At 71.3% G+C, this 24,244-nt stretch carries 20 protein-coding genes and 1 tRNA gene; 8 read left to right on the top strand and 13 right to left on the bottom strand.

Annotated features, from left to right (window positions below; translation table 11 throughout):
- Window positions 1-12 precede the first annotated feature (12 nt).
- Window positions 13-1,242, bottom strand: a complete 1,230-nt coding sequence (locus tag ACFWI4_RS30315; RefSeq protein ID WP_387202638.1) for a PP2C family protein-serine/threonine phosphatase — start codon at window positions 1,240-1,242, stop codon at window positions 13-15.
- Window positions 1,243-1,605: 363 nt separating this feature from the next.
- Between ACFWI4_RS30315 and ACFWI4_RS30310 the strand changes: the two genes are divergently transcribed.
- From ACFWI4_RS30310 to ACFWI4_RS30295, 4 genes are all read left to right on the top strand, one after another.
- Window positions 1,606-3,747, top strand: a complete 2,142-nt coding sequence (locus ACFWI4_RS30310; RefSeq protein ID WP_387202635.1) for a DUF1996 domain-containing protein — start codon at window positions 1,606-1,608, stop codon at window positions 3,745-3,747.
- 243 nt (window positions 3,748-3,990) lie between these two features.
- The gene (locus ACFWI4_RS30305; protein WP_339127402.1) at window positions 3,991-4,422 is read left to right on the top strand and encodes a hypothetical protein; all 432 of its coding nucleotides are present in this window, start codon (window positions 3,991-3,993) and stop codon (window positions 4,420-4,422) included.
- Between the two features lie 107 nt (window positions 4,423-4,529).
- Window positions 4,530-4,603: transfer RNA gene (locus ACFWI4_RS30300), tRNA-Met, on the top strand.
- 142 nt (window positions 4,604-4,745) lie between these two features.
- A complete protein-coding gene (locus tag ACFWI4_RS30295; RefSeq protein WP_385404175.1) occupies window positions 4,746-5,339 on the top strand; it encodes a uridine kinase in 594 nt (197 codons plus the stop codon).
- A gap of 63 nt (window positions 5,340-5,402) precedes the next feature.
- On the opposite strand, the gene pflA is transcribed toward ACFWI4_RS30295, so the two are convergent.
- The 3 genes from pflA to adhE form a co-directional block, all read right to left on the bottom strand.
- On the bottom strand, window positions 5,403-6,227 hold the full coding sequence (gene pflA / locus ACFWI4_RS30290; RefSeq protein ID WP_387202631.1) for a pyruvate formate-lyase-activating protein: 825 nt from the start codon (window positions 6,225-6,227) through the stop codon (window positions 5,403-5,405).
- A gap of 92 nt (window positions 6,228-6,319) precedes the next feature.
- The gene (gene pflB, locus ACFWI4_RS30285) at window positions 6,320-8,584 is read right to left on the bottom strand and encodes a formate C-acetyltransferase (RefSeq protein ID WP_387202628.1); all 2,265 of its coding nucleotides are present in this window, start codon (window positions 8,582-8,584) and stop codon (window positions 6,320-6,322) included.
- A 61-nt stretch (window positions 8,585-8,645) separates the two neighbouring features.
- Window positions 8,646-11,336 (bottom strand): bifunctional acetaldehyde-CoA/alcohol dehydrogenase, encoded by a 2,691-nt coding sequence (gene adhE / locus ACFWI4_RS30280; RefSeq protein WP_387202625.1) that lies wholly within the window; start codon window positions 11,334-11,336, stop codon window positions 8,646-8,648.
- 301 nt (window positions 11,337-11,637) lie between these two features.
- On the opposite strand from adhE, the gene ACFWI4_RS30275 reads away from it, so the two are divergent.
- Complete coding sequence (locus ACFWI4_RS30275; protein ID WP_385404165.1) at window positions 11,638-12,093, top strand: flavodoxin family protein; 456 nt, start codon at window positions 11,638-11,640, stop codon at window positions 12,091-12,093.
- A 31-nt stretch (window positions 12,094-12,124) separates the two neighbouring features.
- Here the strand turns inward: ACFWI4_RS30275 and ACFWI4_RS30270 are convergent, their stop codons facing one another.
- The 3 genes from ACFWI4_RS30270 to ACFWI4_RS30260 form a co-directional block, all read right to left on the bottom strand.
- Window positions 12,125-13,774: an FAD-dependent monooxygenase gene (locus ACFWI4_RS30270; RefSeq protein WP_387202622.1), complete on the bottom strand. Its 1,650-nt coding sequence runs from the start codon at window positions 13,772-13,774 to the stop codon at window positions 12,125-12,127.
- A gap of 83 nt (window positions 13,775-13,857) precedes the next feature.
- Entirely contained in the window at window positions 13,858-15,036 is a 1,179-nt protein-coding gene (locus tag ACFWI4_RS30265; protein WP_387202619.1) for a PP2C family protein-serine/threonine phosphatase, read from the bottom strand.
- Window positions 15,037-15,204: 168 nt separating this feature from the next.
- Complete coding sequence (locus tag ACFWI4_RS30260) at window positions 15,205-15,660, bottom strand: hypothetical protein (protein WP_387202617.1); 456 nt, start codon at window positions 15,658-15,660, stop codon at window positions 15,205-15,207.
- Window positions 15,661-15,952: 292 nt separating this feature from the next.
- On the opposite strand from ACFWI4_RS30260, the gene ACFWI4_RS30255 reads away from it, so the two are divergent.
- On the top strand, window positions 15,953-16,600 hold the full coding sequence (locus tag ACFWI4_RS30255) for a TetR family transcriptional regulator (protein ID WP_387202741.1): 648 nt from the start codon (window positions 15,953-15,955) through the stop codon (window positions 16,598-16,600).
- A gap of 131 nt (window positions 16,601-16,731) precedes the next feature.
- Here ACFWI4_RS30255 and ACFWI4_RS30250 read toward each other — a convergent pair whose 3' ends face one another.
- The 5 genes from ACFWI4_RS30250 to ACFWI4_RS30230 all read right to left on the bottom strand — a co-directional run bounded on the left by ACFWI4_RS30250 (window position 16,732) and on the right by ACFWI4_RS30230 (window position 22,021).
- A complete protein-coding gene (locus tag ACFWI4_RS30250) occupies window positions 16,732-18,294 on the bottom strand; it encodes an MFS transporter (protein ID WP_387202614.1) in 1,563 nt (520 codons plus the stop codon).
- Window positions 18,295-18,959: 665 nt separating this feature from the next.
- Complete coding sequence (locus tag ACFWI4_RS30245) at window positions 18,960-19,682, bottom strand: FAD binding domain-containing protein (RefSeq protein ID WP_387202611.1); 723 nt, start codon at window positions 19,680-19,682, stop codon at window positions 18,960-18,962.
- A gap of 259 nt (window positions 19,683-19,941) precedes the next feature.
- A complete protein-coding gene (locus ACFWI4_RS30240) occupies window positions 19,942-20,775 on the bottom strand; it encodes an ABC transporter ATP-binding protein (protein ID WP_387202608.1) in 834 nt (277 codons plus the stop codon).
- A gap of 90 nt (window positions 20,776-20,865) precedes the next feature.
- Complete coding sequence (locus ACFWI4_RS30235; RefSeq protein WP_387202605.1) at window positions 20,866-21,600, bottom strand: hypothetical protein; 735 nt, start codon at window positions 21,598-21,600, stop codon at window positions 20,866-20,868.
- A 34-nt stretch (window positions 21,601-21,634) separates the two neighbouring features.
- Window positions 21,635-22,021 carry a winged helix-turn-helix transcriptional regulator gene (locus ACFWI4_RS30230; RefSeq protein WP_387202602.1) on the bottom strand — a complete coding sequence of 129 codons (387 nt, stop codon included), beginning with the start codon at window positions 22,019-22,021 and terminating at the stop codon, window positions 21,635-21,637.
- Window positions 22,022-22,127: 106 nt separating this feature from the next.
- Here ACFWI4_RS30230 and ACFWI4_RS30225 point away from each other — a divergent pair, with 106 nt between their 5' ends.
- Window positions 22,128-22,862, top strand: coding sequence for an alpha/beta fold hydrolase (locus ACFWI4_RS30225; protein ID WP_387202599.1), 735 nt, complete (start codon window positions 22,128-22,130; stop codon window positions 22,860-22,862).
- A 63-nt stretch (window positions 22,863-22,925) separates the two neighbouring features.
- Here ACFWI4_RS30225 and ACFWI4_RS30220 read toward each other — a convergent pair whose 3' ends face one another.
- On the bottom strand, window positions 22,926-23,570 hold the full coding sequence (locus ACFWI4_RS30220; RefSeq protein WP_387202596.1) for an MBL fold metallo-hydrolase: 645 nt from the start codon (window positions 23,568-23,570) through the stop codon (window positions 22,926-22,928).
- Window positions 23,571-23,752: 182 nt separating this feature from the next.
- On the opposite strand from ACFWI4_RS30220, the gene ACFWI4_RS30215 reads away from it, so the two are divergent.
- Window positions 23,753-24,178: a MarR family winged helix-turn-helix transcriptional regulator gene (locus tag ACFWI4_RS30215; RefSeq protein WP_387202593.1), complete on the top strand. Its 426-nt coding sequence runs from the start codon at window positions 23,753-23,755 to the stop codon at window positions 24,176-24,178.
- Window positions 24,179-24,244 lie beyond the last annotated feature (66 nt).

The following is a 24,244-nucleotide window of genomic DNA, read 5'->3' as shown; positions in this document are numbered from 1 at the left end:
CGCCGGGCGGGTTCACAGAGGGATGATCACCAGGGCCGTGTCGTCGGTCACGCCGCCGGGCGCGAGCAGGTCCGACAGCAGCGCGTCGGCCAGGGCCTCGGGCTCGGCCGCCCGGTGGCGGGCCAGCGCGCCGGCCAGCCGGCCGAGGCCCACGTCGATGTCCTCCGCACGGCGTTCGATCAGGCCGTCGGTGTACAGGACCAGCGTGTCGCCCAGGGCGAAGCCCGTCGCGGCCTCCGGGCGGTCCACGTGCTCCGGTCTGGCCCCCAGCGGCGGGTCCGTCGCCCCGTCCAGGAACTCCACGCTCCCGTCGCCGCGCAGCAGGGCCGGCGGGGGATGTCCGGCGCTGCTGTAGGTGATGGTGCGGGTCTCCCAGTCGATCCAGGCCGTCACCGCCGTGGTGGACTCGGCGCCCTCGACGGAGCGCGCGTACAGTCCGAGCACCTCGAGCGCCCTGGCGGGACCCGCCGAGGCGCGGGAGGCGGCACTGAGGGCGCTGCGCAACTGGCCCATGACACACGCGGCGGACAGCCCGTGACCCACCACGTCGCCCACCGCGACCGCCATCCGCGCGCCGCCGAGCGCCACCAGGTCGTACCAGTCCCCGCACACGTTCAGCGAACTCGTGGCCGGCCGGTAGCGCACGGCGGCGTGATGCGGCCCCAGCTCGCTCGGTGAGGGCAGCAGCGCGTCCTGGAGGGCGACGGCGACCTCGCGCTCCCGTGCGTGGGCGCGCCGCAGACGCTCGTTGACCTCTTGCAGCTCCCGGGCCCTCGTGTACAGCTCGGCCTCCAGCACCGGGCTCCGGTCGCCGGGTGCGAGCCCGCCCCGGGCCCGGATCAGCTCGGTGACCTCCTCCACCCGGTGGACCACCAGCGCCACGGAGCCGTCCGGACGGAGCACGGGCGCGTTGACCGGACTCCAGTACCGCACCTCCCAGACGCCCGGCCGGTCCGGTGACTCCACGTCGTAGCGCTGGAGGGCCATCGCGTCGCGCTCCCCGGTCTCCACCACCCGGCGCAGGGAGGCCTCCAGGTTGCGCATCCCGGTGGACGCCGGATCGTCCGGCCGGTCGGGGAAGACGTCGAAGAGATAGCGGCCAAGCAACTGCTCGCGGGAACGGCCCGAGTTGCTCAGGTAGTCGTCGTTCGCGTCGAGGAAGACCATGTCCGGGGTGAGCAGCGCGACCATGCCCGGCAGCGCGTGGAAGACGCCGCCGAAGTCGATCTCCGCTCCCGTCACCGGTTCACCGCCTCATGCCGCTGCCCTGGCCGTGCCCACGGTGGAAGCGGCGGAGCACCCTGCCCTGTCCCACCGGCCCGGGCCATGACCGGGGCCCACGTCCAGGGCGTACCCGTGGTGCAGTGCTCCCATCAGGCCACCGGTCGGCGACGCGCGCAACCGCAGGGCCTCGCCCCGCGCCCGCCGGGGTCCGGTGCGCCCGGGGCGAGGGGGCCGTCCGGCGTCCACCGGGGCGCCGTCGGCCAGTTGCTCCGTACGGGGTCACTGTGAATTCGGGAGACGTTTGAACACAACGCGAACCGTGTGCGTATAGGGCCGGGGGATTTCCATGCCGAGCCGACCACGACGCGTAGGAGCACGACCTTGGGACGCAACACGCGAAGACGCCCCACGGGCGCACGCCGAGCGACCTCTGCCGCCATCGCACTGATACTGGGCGGAGGCGGGCTGCTGGCACTCAACGTCTACGCCTCTGCGACCGAGACCGGGGCGGGAGGCGATCCGACGGGGGTCCACGTCCTGTCCGCCGGTTCCGCCACCATCGACTGCCCTGACGTCGGGGAGCAGTTGAAGACGGTTCCCGACGCCGCCAGGGCGGACGTCGACAAGGAACTCGCGGACATGGACCAGCAGATCGCCGCGGCGTACCAGCAACTCCAGGCGAGCGCCGACCAGATGCAGCAGACCGGGGACAGCGGCGCCGACGCGGTGATGAATCCGCTGAAGGACAAGCGGGTCGAGTCCATCGGTCGCATCGTGGCCGCCATCGACGCCGCGGGCGACCCGCCGAGCGGCCTCGACGCCCTCGCCCCGTGCATCCTGCGCCCCTCCGGCAACCAGCCCGGCACCGGCGCGGACACCGGCCAGAGCACCGCGCCGCAGGACCAGGGGAGCGCATCCCCGAGTCCGAGCGGCACGGCCCAGAACCAGGGCGGCCAGCAGGGCGCCACCCCGCCGGCCGGCAACGGTCCCGTGGCCGGCGACTACGCCGACATCAAGTCCGTCCAGCCCGGCGCGCAGAGCCCGCAGCCCCAGGCCGACGCCTCCCGGGGCGAGTTCGTCTCCAGCTGCGGTGTCAACGCCAACGGACTGTTCAACTCGGACAACGTGATCGTGGCCCCCGGTGTCACCAACGGCGCCCACCACTTCCACGACTACGTCGGCAACCAGTCCAACAACGCCTTCGCCACCGACGCCGACCTGGCCAAGGCGGACACCTCCTGCCAGGACAAGGGCGACAAGTCCTCGTACTACTGGCCCGTGGTGCGCCTCCAGAACGGCAAGCAGGAACGCGACGCGGGCTCGCCCGGAGGCGGGACCGAGGGCAACGCCGGGCAGATCGTCACGCCGAAGCAGGTCACGCTGACCTTCGTCGGCAACCCGCGCGGCAAGGTCACGGCGATGCCCCGCCTGCTGCGCATCATCACCGGTGACGCCAAGGCCTTCGTCAACGGGCCCGCGAACGCCAACGCCTCCTGGAGCTGCACCGGCTTCGAGGACCGGCAGCTGAAGGACAAGTACCCGCTCTGCCCGCAGGGCAGCGACGTGGTGCGCACCTTCAAGTTCCAGAGCTGCTGGGACGGCGCGAACATCGACAGCGCCAACCACCGCACCCATGTGGCCTTCGAGGACGCCCAGGGCAACTGCCCCGCCGGCTTCAAGGCCATCCCGCAGCTGGTGCAGCGCATCGTCTACGCCATCAACGCCCCGAGCCTCCAGGACGGTGGCCGTACCTCGCCGCTGTTCGCGGTGGACTCCTTCCCGGAGAACCTCCACAAGCCGGTCACCGACCACGGCGACTTCATCAACGTCTTCGACGAGAGCCTGATGAACGAGATGGTCGACTGCATCAACACGGGCCGGAAGTGCGGCGCGGGCGCCGGCAACGGTGGCGGCAACGGCAACGGCGGCGGTAACGGCGGCGGGCAGCAGGGGACTCCCCCGGCCACCGACAAGCCGTCCCAGAGCGCCGAGCCGAACCCCTCGGAAGCGGCTCCGAACCCCTCGGAGGAGGCCCCGAGCGCCTCCGCCAACCCGTCCGAGGAGCCGGCGCCCACCGCGGACGACCCGTACGGCGACAAGGGCGGAAACGGCGGCAAGGGCGGAAACGGCGACAAGGGCGGCAAGGGCTCCGGTGGCAACGGCGGCGGCCAGAGCGCCGAGCCCACCGCCGGGACGCCGGGCACCGAGCCGGCGGGCGGCGACACGCCTCCCGTCACGGTCGAGCCCAAGTCCGACGTGACGTCGTCGGCCGCGGACGGCTCGTCCGCAGCTCAGGAGACCCCGGGCGACGGCCAGGGCGGCGATGTCGGCACGCCCGCGCAGACCGAGCCGGCCGCCGGGGCCTACCCGTCCGCCACCTCCGGGATCGAACCCCAGGCCCAGGCGGTCGGGACCGGCGGCCTCGCCGAGACCGGCGCGAACCTGTGGCCCGGGGTGATCGGCGGGATCTTCGTCCTGTCCGGGATCTTCGTGCTCTACCGGATCCGGCGCACCTACGGGTGACCCCGGCCGTCCGGTACCGGCGACTCCCGACGGATGAGCCCTGACGGACGGAACCCGCCGGACGAGTCCTGACGGACGCGTTCCGGAGGACGAGTTTCGAGGGGGCTCGTGGCCTGTGCGAACAGGGCACGAGCCCCCTCGGCCGTGCTCCGGGCGTCCGTCTCGACCGGCGGGGTGCGCGAATTCACAGCATGCTGGTGGAAGACGCGATCATGTCGTCCACATTGGGGAAGGCGAAGCTCCATGGACGCATCAGAGCAGGCACCGGATGACCGGCCCCTCGACCTGTACCTCGAAATGCTCCGCCTGCGTATGGCTCCGGCGGACTACGCGCTCTTGCTGCGCATGGTCGAGCCCGTACTCGAAGCGATCAGGGAGGAGAGGGTGGGAGCGATCGAACTGTGTCTCGACGGCGAGGAACCCGAGAGCGTCCCGCAAGAGGTCCGCGACGAGGCGTCCCTCGTGGTCGCCGTGGCCGTCACGGGACGCCTGGACAACCGGATCGTCGAGCTGGAGACCGAGGAGATCGGCGTCGTGCGGGTCGTGACGGACTCGGGCACGGCGGACGATCCCGAGCGGTGCAGGGAGATCGCCGACTTCATCGGTGAGCGGCACCGCCAGGACGAGGAACTGCGGGGCATCGCCGAGGTGAGCGGTCTGCCCACCGACGTGTGACCCCGTTCGGAGGAAGCCGCGACCGCCCCCGAAGGCGCCCCGGCTCCCCTCGGCGAGCGATCATGGTCCTGAGCCCGGGAAAGTTGGCGTAGAGTTGGCTTCACCGACGCGGGGTGGAGCAGCTCGGTAGCTCGCTGGGCTCATAACCCAGAGGTCGCAGGTTCAAATCCTGTCCCCGCTACTCGAAGTCAGAGGGGCCGACATCCAATGTCGGCCCCTCTGTCGTGTCCTGCTCCAAGGCCGCCGGGAACCGCCTGTCGTCGGAACCTACGATTGTGCCGATTTCGCCGGGGCCGAGTGGTTGAGGCCGCCACAATCACCCCATGACGAAGATCGAGACAGTCGCGGAGCGCGTCGTGGCAGCCGCCCGCGCCCGCGGCGGCCGGGGACGGGTGCTGATCGCCGTCGACGGCATGGGCGGTTCGGGCAAGTCGACCCTGGCGTCGGCCGTGGCCGGGATCGCCGACGCCGTGGTCGTGCACGGGGACGACTTCTACCGGCCGATGGACGCCGACGAACGCGCCGCGCTGACCCCGGCCGAGGGCTACGACCGCTACTTCGACTGGGAGCGGCTGCGCGACGAGGTCCTCACCCCGCTCGCCACCGGCCATGCCGCGCACTACCGGCGCTACGACTGGCCGACCGGCTCCCTGGTGACGGACGAGCTGTGCGCGGTGGCCTGCGACGGCATCGTCGTGATCGAGGGCGTGTACACCGCCAGGCCCGAACTCGCCGACCACTACGACCTGGTGGTCTACGTCGACACCCCGCCCGAGGAGTCCATGCGCCGGCTCAGGGCCCGGGGCGACGACCACGGCCCCGTCGACTGGGAGGCCCGCTGGCGCCTGGCCGAGGAGCACTACCTGAGCGCCACCCGCCCCCGGGAACGCGCGGATCTGGTGGTCCCGGGGCACTGACGGAGGCGGTCCGCCCGGTGACCGGTGCCGCGCACGGAGCGGCCTCCGGTCATCGGCCGGGGGTCACACGGCGTTCAGACCGTACGAGGTGAAGACGGAACGGGCCCTCGCGACCTGGGCGGAGGTCGGCACGGGGGTGTCGGCCAGCGTGAACTCCATGCCAAGCTCCTCCCACTTGGCGGTGCCGAGCTTGTGGAAGGGCAGGACGTCGACCCGGGTCACATTGCCCAGGGACCCCGCGAACGAGGCGACTCCCTCCACGTTCTCGGTGGCGTCGGTCAGCCCCGGCACCAGGACGAAACGGACCCACACCTCCTTGCGCAGGTCGGCCAGACGGCGGGCGAAGGCCAGCGTCGGCTCCAACTGCCGTCCGGTCAGGCGCAGATACAGCTCGCGGTCCCAGGACTTGATGTCCAGCAGCACCAGGTCGACATCGGCCAGCAGTGTGTCGGAGGCGCGGGCCCCGAGGAAGCCGGAGGTGTCCAGCGCGGTGTGCAGGCCCAGCTCCCGGTGGCAGAGACGGAGGATCTCCCCGGTGAAGTCCGGTTGCAGCAGCGGTTCACCGCCGCTGATGGTGAAACCGCCGCCCGACGCACGGATGAACGGGACGTACTTGTTCACCTCTTCGACGACCTTGTCGGCCGTGGTGCGCCTGCCGTTGCGCATCCGCATGGTGTCGGGGTTGTGGCAGTAGAGGCAGGCCAGGGGACAGCCGGCGACGAAGACGACGAAACGCGTCCCGGGTCCGTCCACGCCGGTGGACAGGTCCCAGGAGTGCACCGAACCGCTGACCGGGCCCGCGCCGCGCAGCGTGGCCGCCTGTTCGGCGGGGGTGTCGGTGCTGACGGGGATCAGGGGCAGCAGTTCGCCCGGCTGGATCAGGGACATGATGAAACCTCCAGGCCTCCTGTCGTCTTTCCCACGGGCACCCGTCCACCCCGGGGAGCGCGCCCGGCGCGCCCCCCCCGGGACGGCGCCGGCTACAGCGATCCGTGGAACGTGCGGCTCAGGACGTCGAGTTGCTGTTCACGCGTCAGCCGCACGAAGTTGACCGCGTAACCGCTGACCCGGACGGTCAGCTGCGGATAGTTCTCCGGATGCTCCATCGCGTCGATCAGCGTGTCCCGGTTCAGCACGTTGACGTTCATGTGGAAGCCCTGACAGGTGACGAAGCCGTCAAGGACGCCCGCGAGATTGCGGATCCGGTCCTCGGGGGTGCGCCCCAGCGCGTCGGGGGTGATCGTGTTGGTGAGCGAGACCCCGTCCTCCGCCTGCTCGTACGGCAGCTTGGCCACCGAGAGCGCGCTCGCGACGTACCCATGGGTGTCACGGCCGTTCATCGGGTTGGCGCCCGGTGAGAACGGCTCGCCGGCGCGGCGGCCGTCGGGGGTGTTGCCCGTCTTCTTGCCGTAGACCACGTTCGAGGTGATCGTGAGCACCGACTGGGTGTGCTCGGCGCCCCGGTAGGTGGGGTGCTTGCGCACCTTGCGCATGAACTCCTCGACCAGCCACACCGCGATCGAGTCGGCCCGCTCGTCGTTGTTGCCGTACGCGGGATACTCGCCCTCGATGCGGAAGTCCACGGCAAGACCGGTCTTGTCCCGGATCGGCGTCACCCGCGCGTACTTGATCGCGGACAGGGAGTCCGCGGCGACCGAGAGCCCGGCGATGCCGCACGCCATGGTGCGCCGGATGTCACGGTCGTGGAGCGCCATCTCCAGCCGCTCGTACGCGTACTTGTCGTGCATGTAGTGGATGACGTTCAGGGCGTGGACGTAGGTCTCGGCCAGCCACTCCATCTGCCGGTCGAGGCGGCCGAGCACCTCGTCGTAGTCCAGCGTCTCGCCCGTGATCGCCCCGGTGGTCGGGCCGATCTGGGCGCCGGACAGCTCGTCCCGGCCGCCGTTGATGGCGTACAGCAGGGTCTTGGCGAGGTTGACCCGGGCGCCGAAGAACTGCATCTGCTTGCCGACCTCCATCGCCGAGACACAGCAGGCGATGGCTGTGTCGTCGCCGAAGCGCGGGCGCATCAGCTCGTCCGACTCGTACTGGAGGCTGGAGGTGTCGATCGAGACCTGCGCGCAGAACTCCTTGAAGCCCTGCGGCAGCGCCGGCGACCAGAACACCGTCATGTTGGGCTCGGGCGCGGGACCCAGGTTGTACAGGGTCTGGAGGTAGCGGAAGGAGGTACGGGTGACCAGGGTGCGGCCGTCCGTGCCGATGCCGCCGATGGACTCCGTGACCCAGGTCGGGTCCCCGGAGAACAGCTCGTCGTACTCCGGGGTGCGCAGGAACCGTACGATCCGGAGTTTGATGATGAAGTCGTCGACGATCTCCTGCGCCGTGCTCTCGTCGAGGAGTCCGGCGTCGATGTCCCGCTGGAGATAGGCGTCGACGAACGTGGACGTGCGGCCCAGCGACATCGCCGCGCCGTTCTGTTCCTTCACCGCCGCGAGGTAGGCGAAGTACAGCCACTGCACGGCCTCACGGCCGGTGCTCGCCGGACCCGAGATGTCGGACCCGTAGGAGGCGGCCATCTCCTTCAGCTCGCCCAGCGCCCTGATCTGCTCGGAGATCTCCTCGCGTTCGCGGATGACCTCCTCCAGGCGCGTGGCCTCGCGGGGCATGGCGTCCAGATCGGCCTTCTCCTCCTCCTTGGCCTCGATCAGCCGGTCCACGCCGTACAGCGGGACCCGGCGGTAGTCGCCGATGATGCGGCCCCGGCCGTAGGCGTCGGGCAGGCCCGTGACGATGCCCGCCTTCCTGGCCGCGCGGATGTGCGGGGTGTACGCGTCGAACACCCCGGCGTTGTGGGTCTTGCGGTACTGGGTGAAGACCTTCTCCAGTTCGGGCGACACCGGGTAGCCGTACGTCTTCAGCGCCCCGGCCACCATCCGCCAGCCCCCGAAGGGCATGATCGCCCGCTTCAGCGGGGCGTCGGTCTGGAGGCCGACGATCAGGTCCTTGTCGCGGTCGATCCACCCCGGCGGGTGGGCGGTGATGGTGGACGGGACGTCGTACGACACGTCCAGGACGCCCTTGGCGCGCTCCTCGGGGAACAGATCGGTGATCTTCTTCCACACGGCCGTGGTGCGCTCGGTGGGACCGGCCAGGAAGGAGCTGTCCCCCTCGTACGGGGTGTAGTTCTGCTGGATGAAGTCCCGCACGTTGATCTCGTCCCGCCACAGACCTCCGCGGAAGCCGTCCCAGGCGCTGCGGACGGGCCGCTGCTGCTGCGTGGTCATCGGAGTACGACTCCTTCTCGGTCGGTCGGTGCCGTTCCTGACGTGCCGTTCGTACGGGGGCTCACACCGGGTCGCCGTAGTAGGCGCGGCGCATGAGTTCCTGCATGTCGGCCAGCATCGGCAGCCGCGGGTTGGCGGGCGCGCACTGGTCCTCGTAGGCGTTCATCGCCTGCTCGGGCAGGGCGTCCAGGAACGCCGCCTCGTCGACCCCGGCGTCCTTGAACGACCTGGGGATGCCGACCTTCTCGCGCAGTTCCTCCAGGGCGTGCGCGAGGGACTCCACCCCTTCCTCCGGGGTGTCCGCGGGCAGGTCGAGCATCCGGGCGACGTCCTGGTACCGCTCGGGGGCGATGTAGTTGTGGTACTTCGGCCAGCTGGTGACCTTGGTCGGCGCGGTCCCGTTGTAGCGGACCACGTGCGGCAGCAGCAGGGCGTTGGTGCGGCCGTGCGCGACGTGGAAGGTCGCGCCGAGGGTGTGCGCCATGGCGTGGACCACGCCGAGGAACGCCGACCCGAAGGCCATGCCGGCGATCGTGCCGGCGTTGTGCATCTTCTCCCGCGCCACCGGGTTGTCCGGTCCGTTCAGCACGGCCTGTTCGAGGTTGGCGAAGATGAGCCGGATGCCCTGGAGCGCGAGGCCGTCGGTGAAGTCGTTGGCGTACACCGAGACATAGGTCTCCAGACAGTGCGTGAGCGCGTCGAAGCCGGAGTCGGCGGTGATGTCCCTGGGCAGGTGCGTGGTGAGCGCCGGGTCGCAGATCGCGACGCTTGGGGTCAGCGCGTAGTCGGCCAGCGGGTACTTCTGCCCGGTCGCGGTGTCGGTGATGACGGCGAACGGGGTGACCTCGCTGCCGGTGCCCGAGGTGGTGGGGATGCACACCAGGTCGGCCTTCTGCCCCAGGTCGGGGAAGGTGAACGCGCGCTTGCGGATGTCGAAGAACTTCTCCTTCAGGTCCCCGAACTCGACCTCCGGGTGCTCGTACATCAGCCACATCACCTTGGCCGCGTCCATCGGTGAACCGCCGCCGAGGGCGATGATGGTGTCCGGCTCGAAGTGGCGCATCATCTCGGCGCCGGCGCGCACGGTGTCGATGCTCGGGTTGGGTTCGACGTTGTCGATCACCCGGACCTCGGTGGGCGTGCTGCGCCGCCGGAGTACGGTGCGGATCCGCTCCAGGTGACCGATCTCCACCATGGTCTTGTCGGTGACGACGACGACCCGGCTGCCGCGACGCATGTCGGCGAGGTACTTGACGGAGTCGCGCTCGAAGTAGATCTTCGAGGGGATCTTGAACCACTGCATGTTGTTGTTCCGCCGCCCGATCCGCTTGATGTTGATCAGGTTGAGCGCGGTGACGTTCCCGGAGACCGAGTTGCTGCCGTACGAGCCGCAGCCCAGGGTCAGCGACGGCATGAACGCGTTGTAGACGTCTCCGATGCCGCCCTGTGAGGTGGGCGCGTTCCAGATCACCCGGCAGGCCTTGACGGCGTGTCCGTACTCCTCCGCGAAGGCCGCGTCCTCGGTGTGCACGGCGGCCGAGTGGCCCAGACCGTTGAACTCCACCATCTCGGTCGCCAGCCGTACCCCGTCGGCCCGGCTGTCGACGGTCAGCACGGCGAGCACCGGGCAGAGTTTCTCCCGGGTCAGCGGCTCCTCGACACCGACCTCGGAGACCTCGACCAGGAGCACCGAGGTGTCCTTGGGCACCTCGAAGCCGGCGCCCTCGGCGATGGCGACGGAGCTCTGCCCGACGATGTCGGCGTTCAAGTGGGCGCCGGAGCAGTCGCGTCCGCCCTGCTGCTCGGCACCGACCCCGAACAGGTACGACTCCAGGAGCGCCTTCTCCTGGTCGTTGACCGTGTACGCCTTGAGCTTGCGGAACTCGGAGATCGCCTCGTCCCGGATCTCCCGGTCCAGGATCACGGCCTGTTCGGAGGCGCAGACCATGCCGTAGTCGTAGGTCTTCGACAGCACCACGTCGTTGACGGCGCGGCGGATCTGCGCGCTCTTCTCGATGTACGCGGGGACGTTGCCGGCTCCGACGCCGAGGGCGGGCTTGCCGCAGCTGTAGGCGGCCCGGACCATCGCGTTGCCGCCGGTGGCCAGGATGGACGCCACACCGGGGTTGTTCATGAGGGCGCTCGTGGCCTCTTTGGAGGGCCGTTCGATCCACTGCACGCAGTGCGCGGGGGCGCCCGCCTTCACGGCCGCGTCCCGGACGATCCGGGCGGCCTCGGCGGAGCAGTTCTGCGCGGCCGGGTGGAAGCCGAAGATGATCGGGTTGCGGGTCTTCAGCGCCATCAGCGACTTGAAGATGGTGGTGGAGGTGGGGTTGGTGACGGGCGTGACGCCCGCGATCACCCCGACCGGCTCGGCGATCTCCACGATCCCGTCGATGTCGTCGCGGCGGATCACGCCGACGGTCTTCACACCCTTCATCGAGTGCGTGATGTTCTCGCAGGCGAAGATGTTCTTGACGGCCTTGTCCTCGAAGACGCCGCGCCCGGTCTCCTCGACCGCCATCATGGCGAGCCGTGTGTGTTCGGCGAGCGCGGCCAGACTGGCCTTCTTCACTATGTGGTCGATCTGTTCCTGGGTGTAGTCGGCGTATTCCTCCAATGCCTCCAGGCCGCGTGCCACCAGTTCGTCGACATCCTGCTCGACCCCGGCGGGCCCGGATCGAGGGGAGGGTGCGGCGGCTGCGCCGGTCCCGGAGGAGTGCTGGCCGTCCTTCTTTCGGCGGCTTGTCATCGGATCACCCTTCGGTCGAGGTGTGCCGAAACAGCCGGGCTCCAGCGGCTCCGGATTACCTCCAGCCTTGCACCGAGCGTCCGATCGTGCAGCCGGGCGGACCGCCGCCTTCCTTGTGTGCGCCGCACGTCACGGACGGTGCCGATCCGCGCGACTCGCCCGTGCGGCGGGAGCCGGTCGGCCCGTCCGCCGCGGCAGACGGAGGACGGCCGCTCGAACGGCCGGCGGGCCGGTCCGTACCGCGGACGGCTCGTCCCCGCGGTGCTTGCGGTGACGGCGGGCGGCGGGGCAGGGTGCGGGTGTGCCTACTCTGCTGATCGTGCATCACACGCCCTCGCCCAACTGCCAGGCCCTGTTCGAGGCCGTGCTCTCCGGGGCGACGGCGCCCGGGATCGAGGGCGTCCGGGTGGTGCGGCGGGCGGCACTGGAGGCGACCGCGTCGGACGTGCTCGCCGCCGACGGCTATGTGCTCGGCACCCCCGCCAACCTCGGTTACATGTCCGGTGCGTTGAAGCACTTCTTCGACCAGGTCTACTACCCGTGCCTGGACTCGACGTCCGCACGCCCCTTCGGCTGCTACGTCCACGGAGGGAACGACGTCACGGGGGCGGTGCGCGGCATCGACTCCGTGACCACGGGCCTCGGTTGGCGCCGCGCGGCCGAGACGGTGAAGGTGACCGGCGAGCCGGGCAAGGCCGACATCGAGGCGTGCTGGGAACTCGGTGCGACCCTGGCGGCCCGGCTGATGGACGAGTGAGGCCGGTTGCGGCGGGTGCGGACCCGAACCGTCACCGGGTGCCGGAGTCCGACGGGGCGAAGGTGCGCGCGAGTTCGGCGCCCAGCCGCGTCGCCGTCGGCGGGGAGAGCCGGGCGCCCACGTATCCGTCCGGGCGGACCAGGAAGGCGACCGGCCCGTCGGGGACTCCGTAGAGCCGGGCGAACTCGCCCAGCGTGTCGACGTAGACGGGCGGGAACGAGCTCTCCAGGGCGGTGCCGGAGGGCCGGATCACGCAGGTGCCGACCCGTCCGCCGGAGAACTCGGCCGCGGCCTCGGCGAGTTGACCGGCCTGACCGTCGTCCCCGTACACCAGCAGCGTGTGTCCGCGGCCGCGCAGCAGGTCGTACAGGCGCAGCGGGAAGCCGGCGATGTGCGTCGCGAGGCCCGTGCAGTCCGGCGCGCGGTCGCCCGGCTGGGGTCCGGGGTCCCCGGACGCCGGGCCGACCAGCGGGCTGCCGCGGTAGCCGACGAGGAGCTGGGCCTCGCGCAGCATGAGGGTCGCCGGGTCCGACGGGTCGGCCTGGATGCCCCGGGTGGCGTGGCGGACCGTGCGCGCGACGACCTCCTCGCCGACGGGCCGGCGCTCGGCGTCGTAGCTCTCCGCCAGGCCGTGGTGCGCGCCGCCCTCGATGGCGAGGGCCAGCTTCCAGGCCAGGTTCCAGGCGTCCTGGACACCCGTGTTCATGCCCTGCGCGCCGGTCGGTGGGTGGATGTGCGCCGCGTCGCCCGCGACGAAGACCCGGCCGTCGGCGTAGCGGTCGACGATCCGGTGGCTGATGCGGAACACCGAGGACCAGCGCAGCCGGGAGGCGGTGGTGGGCCGGGGCGACAGCCGGTCCAGCACGGCCTGGATGTCGCGGAGCGCGGGCCCGTGGCCGGCCTCCAGGCCGTGCACGACGCCGTCGGCCGTCTCACGCGGCCCGTCGCTCCGTCCCGCCGCGGAGAGTTCGGGCGGGACCGTCATCGACATGCGGTAGCGGTTGCGGCCGGGCAGCGGGATGCACACCAGAAGGTCGTCCACCTCGCCGTCGGCGTTCCTGTGCTGGGAGCGGACGCCGTAGCCCTGCGGCAGGTCCCAGTCGACCTCGACGTCCCCGAGCATGTACTCCTCCGGGAACGCGCTCCCCTCGAACGTGAGCCCCAGCTGCTTGCGTACGATGCTGTGCGCGCCGTCGCAGCCCACCAGGTAGCGCGCCCTGACCTCTTCCTCGGCCCCGGACGCCGACCGCAGGGCGACCGTGACGCCCTCGGCGTCCTGGGCGAACGACACCAGCTCGGTGTCCCGTTCGATCGCGGTCCCGGACCGCGCGAGGTGCGCTTCGAGGATGCGTTCGGTCTCGTACTGCGGCAACGCGGCGAATCCGTAAGGGACTTCGGGCGGCAGGACGAGGTCGATCCGGTCCTGTTCGGCGCCGTTGACGTAGGCCAGCTGCCCGTACATCGGCACGGCGGCCTCCAGCACCGTACGGGTGAGCCCCATGTGGTCCCAGATCTCCAGCGTGCGCGGCTGGATGCCGACCGCCTTGGCGTACGGGAGGCGAGCCGGGAGCCGGTCCACGATCCGGCAGCGGACCCCGTGTCCGCGCAGCACGGCCGCGGCGGTCAGACCCACCGGGCCGGCACCCGCCACCACGACGTCGGTTCCGAGAGCACGCGCCACGGGAGCCTCCCTGTGCCAGCCCCCTGGGTCGAGTCGATCTCTCCCATCGTGGCCCCGGGGCGACCGGCCTCGCTACTCGGGCGTCAGCGGGGCGCGGCGGGCGGCGATCCGTCGGCGGGGAGCCGGTGATGACCGTCCAGGGGGCGGTGCGGGAGGTGGAGGTGGTGGGCGGCGGTGCGCTCCACGACCAGGAACGCGGCGTCGTCGCCCGGCAGGTCACCGATGTGCCGGACGAGATCGTCGTGGATCTCGCGGACCAGGACGTCGGGGCTGGAGGCGGTGAAGCCGGCGACCCGCTCGGCCAGCGGGTAGAAGGTGCCGTCGGGGGACCGGGCCTCGATCACCCCGTCCGTGTACAGCAGCAGGAAGTCGCCGGGCTCGAACGAGAACGGGTCGGTGTGGTGGCTGGCGGCGGGCAGCTCGCACATGCCCAGCGGGGGCACGGGGTGGCGCGCGTACAGGACGCTGACCTGGCGGTCGCGCAGGAGCAGCGGCGGCGGATGACCGCAGTTGATCATTTCGACCTGGGTGCCGTCGTCCGGGATGTCGAGGACGAGCGCCGTGACGAAGTGTTCGCCCGGGTCGTGCTCGGTGTCGGCCACCTCGTCCAGGTCACGGCACACGCTCACCTCCAGGGCGGCGGCCAGTTCGGGCAGGGTGGCGTACCGGTGGGCGCCCTCGCGGAAGGCGCCCAGCACCACGGAGGCCTCGCCGATGGCGGCCAGCCCCTTGCCCCGGACGTCCCCGATGATCACGCGGGTCGACGCCTCCGCGGCCCGGCTGACCGCGAACAGGTCACCGCCTATCTGGGTGTCGTCATCGGCGGCCAGATACAGCCAGGCCACGCGCAGCGGGCCGATCCGGCGCGGTGGGGGCCGCAGCAGCACCCGTTGCGCGGTCTCCGCGATCGAGCGCGCCCGCACCAGTTCGCGGGCGCGCCGCTCCCGTACATGACACACGAACACCACCAGGGCGGTGAGCACGGCCAGGGCGATGAGCTGCGCGATGTGATTGGTGGTGCCGAGCCCGCCGTGCAGGACACCGATGATCATCTGGGCGGCGATGGCGAGCAGGCCGACCAGGGCGGTCAGGGCGGGGCCCGCGAGCGAGGCCGTCAGGGTCGGCGCGATGACCAGCAGCGGGCCCAGGTGCACATCGGTGGGGGAGCGGATGTCCACCACGGTGATCACGACGATCAGAGCGAGCGGGATCGCCACCAGAACGCGGCCCGACGGTTGCACCACGAGACGGTCCACTGACATGCGCCGGTTACCCACATGCCCCATTTTGTACCTGTTTCCGTGATGGCGGGGTTCCTCACGGTGTCCGTCACCGGCGAGTCAGGCGCCGGCGCCGGCACTCGGGTGACCCCTGGAGCGGAGCCCGTCGGCGACGTCGGCGCGCTCCGCCGGGCCGCTCCGCGTCGGGAGTCAGTTCCACAGCGGGTAGCTGACCTTGTGCGCGTAGCCGTCGGGGTGGTCGTGCGTGTAGACCAGCGTCATCCGCGCGTAGTGCTGGAGCTGCGGCTGCTTCTTCCACTGCTGCGGCTGGTCCAGGACGACGACGACCGGGTACGAGTGGAACTTGCCCGCCGCGCAGTACGGCTTGCAGTCGTTCACCATGTTGACGCCTTGGGCGACCGCGGAGTGCTGGTTCCAGTGCGACCAGTGGAGCGAGGTGAGACGGCTGTTGCCGTCGCCGCAGGCCAGGATGAAGTCCGCGGGGCGCACGTCGGGGTGCCAGAGGCAGTCCACGAGGACGGGGGTCGTCTCCCGGTGCTTGACGGGGTGCGGGGAGGAGGGGGCTGCTGAAGCGGTACCCATCACCGCTGCGAGCGCCGCGGCCGCGAGAACGGTGAACGCGGTCCGGATCGAGTTTGTGCGCATATCAGCTCCGTGCGGGACGCTCTGTCATGTGGCCGTCAGCGTGTCGGCTCTGCCTCGACGCTACGGCTTCGGGATGTGATGTACCACTCATACGGATTAACGATGCCATTTCGTGAGAACCGGGCGACATCGGCACGCAGAGCGACACATCGGGACACAGCGCAATTCCTCGGTACGCAGGGTCGCGCATCGGGACACAGAGCGAGGTGCGGGGCCTGGGGCGGCTGGGCGTCGGGGCGGAGGGGCGTGACGGTGGTGACCCCGCTCGCCGGCGCCCTAGAATTCGTCCGTGATGAATAAAGGCGGTTCCCAGCGAGGCCGCAGGCCGGGGAGCCCCGACACCCGGGCCGTGATCCTGGACGTCGCCCGACGCCGCTTCCTGGAGGACGGCTACCACGCCGTCACCCTGCGGTCCGTCGCCGGCGAGGCCGAGGTCGACCTCGCCCTCATCAGCTACTACTTCGGGTCCAAGAAGGGGCTGTTCGGTGCCGCCCTGGCGCTGGGCGCGAATCCGGCCGAACTCCTCGCGCGGGCCGTCGAGGAGGGCGACCTCACCACGCTTCCCGACCGGATCGCCCGTCAGGTCATCGCCGTCTGGGACGATCCCGTGACCGGCCCGCCCCTGGTCGCGATGCTGAAGACCGCGATAGACGACGACGCGCTCGGCTCGCTGGTGAAGGAGGCCGTCGAGCGCGAGATCGTCGAGCGGATCGCGGGCCTCGTACCGGGACGGGACGCCCGGCAGCGGGCCGCCGCGTTCACCACCGTGGTCGCCGGGCTGATCACCACCCGCTACCTGCTGCGCCTGGAGCCGATCGCCTCCATGCCGAGCGACGAGGTCGTCCGTTATATGAGCCCCCATCTGCGGCAGGCGCTGCGGGGCCCCGGACGCCCGGCGCGGAACGGCCGTGCGGAGGGGCGCTCGGTGCCGCGCCGCTGATCCGGTGCTGCGCTCCGCTCCGCGGTCCCGTGCGGGCGTCACGTCCGGCGGCCGGCGGTACGCGCCGGAGACCGGCGCCTCGCGTGGGGCGAGGGGCCGGTCCCGGGTGGTCGTGGGTGGTCGCGGTTGTCTCAGCGGTACGAGGGCTGCTTCCCCGTGCCGACCGCCTCCGGTACGTCCTGGTCCCCGGCGGGGGCCTCCGGCAGGGGGGCGGACCGCAGGAGCGCCGCGACGGCGACGGCGGCGAGGACGGCGGCCGAGGCCGCCCCGAGGAGTGCCACGTGCATGCCGTCGGCGAAGGCGGTCGTGGCCCGGCCGGAGACCGGGCCGCCGATGGCGTGGGCGGCGGCGAGGGACGAGCGGGCCGCGTCCGCGACCTGCTGGGGCAGCCCGGGCAGACTCAGGTGGTCGCGGTAGGCGGCGCTCAGCAGACTGCCGAGGACGGCGATCCCGAGGGCGCCGCCGAGCTCGCGCGCCAGGTCGTTCATGGCCGAGCCGACGTTCTGGAGGGAGCGCGGCAGGGCGTCCGTGATGGCCGTCGTGGCCGGTGTCATGGCCAGGCCCATCCCCGCGCCCAGCGGCACGAGACCGGCCGCGATCAGCCAGTACGGGCTGGAGGCGTCGATCCGGGAGAGGATCCCCATGCCCGCCGCGACTCCGGCGAGACCGGCCACCCAGGGCCCCCGGAAGCCGAACCGGCCGACCAGCAGCGGGGTGGCGCGGGACACCGGCACCATCGTGAGGGCCATGGGCAGCATGGAGGTCGCCGCCATCAACGCGCTGTCGCCCCGCACCAGTTGCAGGTACTGCATCATCACGAAGATGAACCCGAAGAACACGAAGAACTGAAGCATGATCGACAGCGAGCCGGCGGCGAAGTAGCGGTTGCGGAACAGCCGGGGGTCGAGCAGCGGGTTCTCGCGGCGCAGCTCGAAGAGGACGAATCCCGCGAGTACGGCCAGCCCCAGTCCGATGCCGGCGAGGGTGACCGGGTCGGCCCAGCCCCGGGTCGGTGCCTCGATGACCGAGTAGACCAGGGCGACCAGGCCCGCGACGGCGAGGACGGCACCGCCGACGTCGAGCCGCGGCTGCTGCGGTTCCGCGGACTCGGGCACGAACAGCAGCGTCCCGACGAGGGCGACCAGGGCGAGGGTGACGTTCAGCAGGAACACGGAGCGCCACGACCAGCCCTCCAGCAGGGCCCCGGAGGCGAACAGGCCCACCAGGGCGCTGGCTCCTGCCACCGCCGCCCAGACGCTCACCGCCCGGGCCCGCTGAGCGCGCGGGAACGTGCTGGTGATGGTCGACAGCGTGGCCGGCATGACGAGGGCCGCGCCCACGCCGAGGACGCCCCGCAGGGCGATGAGGGTGGAGGGCTCGGTCGTCAGCGAGGCCGCGGCGGACCCGGCGCCGAAGATCGCCAGTCCCGCGAGGAGGGCACGCCTGCGGCCGAAGCGGTCGCCCAGGGCGCCGGCGGGCAGCAGCAGCGAGGCGAAGACCAGGCTGTAGGCGTCGATGATCCAGGACAGCTGGGTCTGCGTGGCGTGCGTCTCGCGGGCCAGACCGGGCAGGGCCACGTTCAGCGATGCCATGGCGGCCACCACCGTGCCGAGGGCGAGGCAGGTGACCACGAGGACCAGGTTGTGACGTACGGCCGGCGCGGGACCGGCGGCGGGGGCGCGCGTGGAGGGCATGTGCTTCGTCCTTCGTCCGAGCGGGCCGGGCGGTTCCCGGTGCCTGCACCCAGAGTCGGGATTTCCCCCTAGGACTTCCACGCCGATGAATTAGGGGTACGGGCTGGTGGCGGGTGCCGGGGGCGTGTGCGGGGACACGGCCTCCCGGCACCGGTCCCGGTCAAAGCACAGGTGAACGGGGTCCGGTGTCCGGGGCGGAGGCCCACCCGGGGTGGACGCGCCGCCGCCGGAGCTGCCGGATCCGCGTGAGTGTCCGACCCCTGTTGAATTTCCCCGGCCTGCTCCTCCGGCGACGCGGGGGGCCGGGGGGGCGAGGCGGCCCGGGCGGAGCATACGGCTGCGGCTCGGGCGGGCTGCACGGCTTTGGCTGGCGCAGGCTGCACGGCTTCGGCCCGGGTGGGCCACATGGCTTGGGCCCGCGCTGACTGCTTGGCTGCGGCCCGCCCGGGCTGCACGGCTTCGCCCCGCGTGGACCGCATGGCTTTGGCTCGCGCAGCCTGCACGGCCTCGGCCCGGGCGGACCACGTGGCTTGGGCCCGCGCGGGCTGTACGGCTTTGGCCTGGGCGAACCACATGGCTGCGGCTCGGGTGGGCCACGTGGCTTGGGCCCGCCCGGGCTGCACGGCTTCGGTCCGACGGGACCGTACGGCTTCGGGGTGCGTCGGCTACGCGGCTTCGGGGCGCGCCAGCAGGTCGGTCACCTGCCGGCCGACCAGCTCCCAGGCCATGGCGGGAAGCCGGCCGAAGGAGGCGTCCCGCAGCCTGCGCAGCATGTCGTCGGCGCCGCCCTCGCACCCGGTGCTCCCGCTGAACACCTCGTCCTCGCAACGGACCGCGACCCGGAGGAGATTCGCGCCGCCGTCCACCGGGTGCAGCGCGGCGGCGACGACGACCGGCGACGCGCCGCCCGGCTCGGCCGCCGCCTTGTGGTGGTTGCTGGTGAGAGGTGTGCGCCAGCGCAGACTCAGCAGCAGCTGACGCTTGGCCAGCACCTCGGCCAGGTCGGTCTCGGTGACGCCCTCGGGCTCCAGGATCACCGCTCGGGCGTCGAGGACGAGGGCCGCGGGCAGCAGGCAACGCAGCGTGCTGCCCACGATGTTGCCGCCCACCGTGGCCGTCCGACGTACGGCACCGGTCCCCACGCCGGCGGCCGCCCGGCGCAGCACCTCGGGCACCCGGTCGTCTATGCGGTTCAGCACCACGGCGGCGCCCAGTGCCTCGGGGCCGATCGTGTTGGCCTCCGGGAGGTCGCGCAGCGACATGGCGCGGTCGGGGAACCCGTCCCGTTGCCAGGTGGCCCACACCAGGGTGGCCCCGCCGATCGGAACAGCCCCTTCGGTCAGGTACTCCTGTGCTTCGGACACGGACGTGGGCAGACGCAACAGCACGACAGCCGACCTGCTTTCCTGGTGACTTGGCGGCGGGGTACTCGATGTCTTGGCGAAATGACCGTCGACAGGCGCATTTTCGCCGTGCGGACGGGGGCGCGTACAGGGCACACTCCTCCAACCGGTGCGCCCCGCCCCGCGGATGCTCTCTCCGGGGAGGCCGCGCCGGCGCGGTCCCCGCTCGCCGTCCGCACTCACTGGGCGCCGTGACGCGCCCGTCATGTCCCTTTCCCGCGCCGCGAGTTGCTTCGTACCGCTGTCAACTACCCTGGTGGGAAGCGGAATAGGCGGCCCATCGCCCACCGTGCCGGGCCACGGTGATGCGCCGGCCGAAGCAGCTGGTCATCCAGGGGTCGGTCAGGGTGACGTCGACGGGGCCCTGGGCGAGGACGCGCCCCTCGCGCAGCAACAGGGCGTGGCCGACCGCGGGGGACAGCTCCTCCAGATGGTGGGTGACCGTCACCGTCGCCAGGTCCGGGCGGCTCTCGGCCAGCCGCTGCATGGCCTCGACGAGGTCTTCCCGGGAGGGCAGGTCCAGGGCGTTGAACGGCTCGTCGAGCAGCAGCAGGGCCGGTTCGGCCATCAGCGCGCGGGCGATCAGGACGCGGGCCCGCTGACCTCCCGAACAGACCCCGTAGGGCCGGTCGGCGAGCTCCTTGATGTCCAGCTCCGCCAGCAGTTCGTGGCCGCGACGGCGCACCTCGGCGTCGTACTTGCGCCACAGCGGCTGGACCGTGCCGGTGTGTCCGGTCAGGACGACCCCATGGGCGTCCAGGTCCTGCGGAACCCGCTGCGCCGTGCTCACATGGCCGATCCGGGCGCGCAGCTCGCGGACGTCGACCCGGCCGAGGCGGGAGCCGAGCACCTCCACGCTCCCCGTTGTCGGGTGCATCAGGGCGCCGAGCAGCCGCAGCAGGGTCGTCTTGCCCGCGCCGTTGGCCCCGAGCAGGGCCCAGTGCTCACCGGCCCGGACCGTCCAGTCGACCTCCGCGAGGATCACCTGGCTGTTGGTGTGTCGGTGGACGCTCACCTCGCGGAGCGCGACCACCGTCTCCCGGTCCCCGGCGTCCGCCCCGGTCCGCGCCTCGGCCATGTCCGTGCTCCCCTCGATCCGCCGGCTCCCGGCAGATTAGATGCGGAGGGCATCTTGTTGCCGGGATGTCCGGGTCGTGGACGGTGCCGGTCACTTCAGGATGTTCACCGCGCGGGCCACCACCAGCACCACCGTCATCAGGGAGACCGTGGACTGGAGCATCATCAGCATCTTGGACCAGCGGGACAGCGGCATCACGTCGGTCGGGCTGAACGCGGTGGAGTTGGTGAAGGACAGGTACAGGTAGTCGAGGAACGCCGGTTCCCAGTCCGGCCGGGCGGATTCGGGGCTCTGCATCTGGACGAAGAGGAAGTCGGCGAACTGCCGGTGTCCCATCATCCGGTTGGCCGGTCCGCCCCGGTCCAGCTCCCAGTACCACAGGGCGAACACGATGACGTTCGTCAGCCAGATGTTGCCGCCTGTCAGCAGCAGTGTCGCGGCCCCCGAGGTCTCGGTGCCGTGCACCAGGCCCCGCACCAGCTGGGCCGCGGCCCAGCCGTTGGCGAGGCTGATCACACAGATGAGCGCCAGGCCCAGCGAGCGCAGCCGCTTGTTCCGGGGTTCGACCCGGCGGGGGTTCGCGGCGACGAGGCCGACGAGCAGCACCACCTCCAGGATCGGCAGCACCCCGAACGGCAGCAGGGTCAGATGCTCCGGCACCTTCAGCTGGAGGGCGACCGCCACCAGGATCGCGGCCGTCACCGCCCAGCGCGGCTCACCGTGCGTGGCCCTGCGCCAGGCGGGCGCCACCTCGCGTTGCCCCGACTCCAGGAGCCGCTCGATCCTGACGAGCCGGCCCTCGGTGTCGTTCGATCTTTCGTCCATGCAGGTGATTGTCGCGTGCCCGGTGTCGGTCATGTCACCGGCCGGTGCGGTGACGGGCCTCTCCCGCTCCGGCCGTCTCGTGGAAGGCGGCGATCGCCTCGCCGTTGGACCTCGCCCACTCGGTGAGCTTCGCGATGGGCTCCTCCAGCGTGCGTCCCAACTCGGTCAGTTCGTACTCCACCCGTGGTGGCGCTTCGGCGTACACCCGCCGCTCGACGAGCCCGTTGCTCTGGAGCCGACGCAGCGTCTGCGTCAGCACCTTGCGCGAGACACCTCCGATCAGCTCGGCCAACTCCCCGTGCCGCAGGGGGCCTTCACTCAGCGCGAAGAGCGTGACCACGGCCCATTTGCTCGCGATGATCTCGATGGCCAGTCGGGCGGGGCAGTCGGCGAGGAAGACGCTTCCCGGGCGGAGGCTCATGGGCCGAAGGGTACCTTCGGGTACCTGTCGACTCCCTAACGTCGAAGGCACGCGGCACGGCGTCCCGACGGACGCGGATCCCTGCCCTCATGTGAAGGAAGTCCTCATGTCCCACCCGGCCACCTTTGTCCTCGTCCACGGCGCCTGGCACGACGGGCGGGCCTGGGACCGCGTCGTCCCGCTGCTCACGGCCCAGGGCCACCGCGCCTTCGCCCCGTCCCTCACCGGCCACGGGGACAAGGCGCACCTGCTCGGCCCCCGGGTCGGGCTCACCACCCACGTCGGCGACATCGTCGGACTCATCCTCGATCACGACCTGAGCGATGTCGTCCTCGCCGGGCACAGCTACGCGGGAATGGTCATCTCCACCGTGGCGAACCGGGTCCCCGAGCGCATCTCGCGCCTGGTGTACATCGACGCGATGGTGCCGACGCACGGCGAGACCGCCATCGACGTCATGCCGATCACGCAGGTCATGATCGACCGTGCCGCGGCCGGCGCCCAGCCCTGGCGCATTCCGCCGCTGCCCGAACTGCCCGCGCCGTTCGGCCTGTTCGGCGTCACCGACCCCGACGACATCGCCTGGCTCAGGACCACGCTCACGGACGAGTCGGTCCTCTGCTTCCAGCAGCCGGCCGAGATGGACAACCCCGCACAGGCGGCGATCCCCCGGGTCCACATCCTCAGCGTCGGCGGTGCGCCCGAGGGCGTCACCCGCCGGCCCGTCCCGAAGGCGCAGCCCAACGGTGAGCCGTCCCGTGTCCACGAGCTGAAGACCGGTCACGACTCCATGATCACCGAGCCGGTGGAGCTCAGCGCCCTGCTGCTGGAGAACGCCTGATACACGAGACCGGGCGCGACCGGGTCATCCGATGGGGCGCCGGCCCGTCGAACGGCCGGGGCTTCACAGCTCGACGGTGGTGCCGGGCTCCAGCTGGTCGACCGGGATGCCCGTCAGGCCGTTCTCGCCGAGGAGGTCGGCGGTGGACCGTCGGCCCAGGTCGCTCAGCATGAGTTCGTGGATCTGGATGACGCGCTCGGGCTTGACGGCGCGGACGTGGTCGGCGGCTTCGCCGAGCTTGGTCCACGGCCCGCTGGTCGGCAGCAGGAGGGTGCGCACGGGGGCCTCGGGCGCGAAGTAGGCGTCGCCCGGGTGGTAGACGACTCCGCCGTCGAAGAGATAGCCGACGTTGTCGGGGCACGGGATGTCGGCGTGGATCGGCGCGTGGCGGTGACCGTGGACGCTGACGCTGATGGACCCGACGGTGAAGCTGTCGCCCGCGGTGACGGTGCGGACGCGGTCGCTCGGGCCACCCAGGGCCGCCGTGACGGCCGCGGTGCCGTAGACCCGGAGCTCGGACCGGCCTTCGAGGGCCGCCGCGACGAGCTTCTCGTCGAAGTGGTCGAAGTGTTCGTGAGTGATCAGTACGGCGTGGGCCCGGGAGACGGCCTCCGCCGCGTCCGGGGTGAAGGTGCCGGGGTCGATGACCAGACGGGTGCCGTCCTTCTCGAGCGAGACACAGGCGTGGGCGTGCTTGGTGAGCTTCACGGGGAGTCCTCTCCGACCGAACAATGTCCTACAACTAAACTGTACACATAGGTTGTACATAATGAGCGCGGGCGCCGGTACGGACTGGCCTCGGCCGAAGGGGACGCGATCGCGCGGCGTACCGGCGAACCATGCATCCAGGGTGTACAGCCCGGGTGGAGAGTCACGGGTACGCTGGGACCATGGACGACGATCGGCTGGCCGAGGAGCTGCGCCTGGCCGTCGGGCAGCTCGTACGCGCCGTGCGCCCCGCCGACACGATGCCTCCCGGCGAGGCCGCCGTCCTCGGGTATCTGGACCGCGGTGGCCCCCTGACCACCGCCGACATCGCGCACCAGCGGGGCGTGAGCCATCAGTCGGTCGCCAAGGCGGTCAAGGAGCTCCTCGGTCAGGGCCTGGTCCTCGCCGAGGCCCATCCCAGTGACGGACGCAAGCTCCTTCTCCACCTCACGCCGGCGGGAAGAAGCCGGCTGACCGAGGAGCGCCGAAGGCGTGAGAACTGGCTGGGTGCCGCGATCGGCGACGTCCTGAGCTCCGACGAGCGGGAGACGCTGGCCGCGGCCGTGCCCCTGTTGTCGCGCCTGACCGCGCACTTGAAGACCAAGTAGACCGGACCTCTTCGGGCGTTCGGGGGCGGGGCTGGGAGCCCCGCGACCCCGAGCGCCCCCACCTGA

It is taken from the genome of Streptomyces sp. NPDC127038 (genome assembly GCF_042725875.1).
Taxonomy (GTDB): domain Bacteria; phylum Actinomycetota; class Actinomycetes; order Streptomycetales; family Streptomycetaceae; genus Streptomyces.
Note: the sequence above shows the minus strand (reverse complement) of the source record. Positions and strands in the feature narration are given on the sequence as shown.

Coding starts and splice junctions, on each gene's coding strand:
- ACFWI4_RS30305 (WP_339127402.1), top strand. CDS start 3,991: ATGGACGCATCAGAGCAGGCACCGGATGACCGGCCCCTCGACCTGTAC.
- ACFWI4_RS30295 (WP_385404175.1), top strand. CDS start 4,746: ATGACGAAGATCGAGACAGTCGCGGAGCGCGTCGTGGCAGCCGCCCGC.
- pflA (WP_387202631.1), bottom strand. CDS start 6,227: ATGTCCCTGATCCAGCCGGGCGAACTGCTGCCCCTGATCCCCGTCAGC.
- pflB (WP_387202628.1), bottom strand. CDS start 8,584: ATGACCACGCAGCAGCAGCGGCCCGTCCGCAGCGCCTGGGACGGCTTC.
- adhE (WP_387202625.1), bottom strand. CDS start 11,336: ATGACAAGCCGCCGAAAGAAGGACGGCCAGCACTCCTCCGGGACCGGC.
- ACFWI4_RS30265 (WP_387202619.1), bottom strand. CDS start 15,036: ATGTCAGTGGACCGTCTCGTGGTGCAACCGTCGGGCCGCGTTCTGGTG.
- ACFWI4_RS30260 (WP_387202617.1), bottom strand. CDS start 15,660: ATGCGCACAAACTCGATCCGGACCGCGTTCACCGTTCTCGCGGCCGCG.
- ACFWI4_RS30255 (WP_387202741.1), top strand. CDS start 15,953: ATGAATAAAGGCGGTTCCCAGCGAGGCCGCAGGCCGGGGAGCCCCGAC.
- ACFWI4_RS30250 (WP_387202614.1), bottom strand. CDS start 18,294: ATGCCCTCCACGCGCGCCCCCGCCGCCGGTCCCGCGCCGGCCGTACGT.
- ACFWI4_RS30240 (WP_387202608.1), bottom strand. CDS start 20,775: ATGGCCGAGGCGCGGACCGGGGCGGACGCCGGGGACCGGGAGACGGTG.
- ACFWI4_RS30235 (WP_387202605.1), bottom strand. CDS start 21,600: ATGGACGAAAGATCGAACGACACCGAGGGCCGGCTCGTCAGGATCGAG.
- ACFWI4_RS30230 (WP_387202602.1), bottom strand. CDS start 22,021: ATGAGCCTCCGCCCGGGAAGCGTCTTCCTCGCCGACTGCCCCGCCCGA.
- ACFWI4_RS30225 (WP_387202599.1), top strand. CDS start 22,128: ATGTCCCACCCGGCCACCTTTGTCCTCGTCCACGGCGCCTGGCACGAC.
- ACFWI4_RS30215 (WP_387202593.1), top strand. CDS start 23,753: ATGGACGACGATCGGCTGGCCGAGGAGCTGCGCCTGGCCGTCGGGCAG.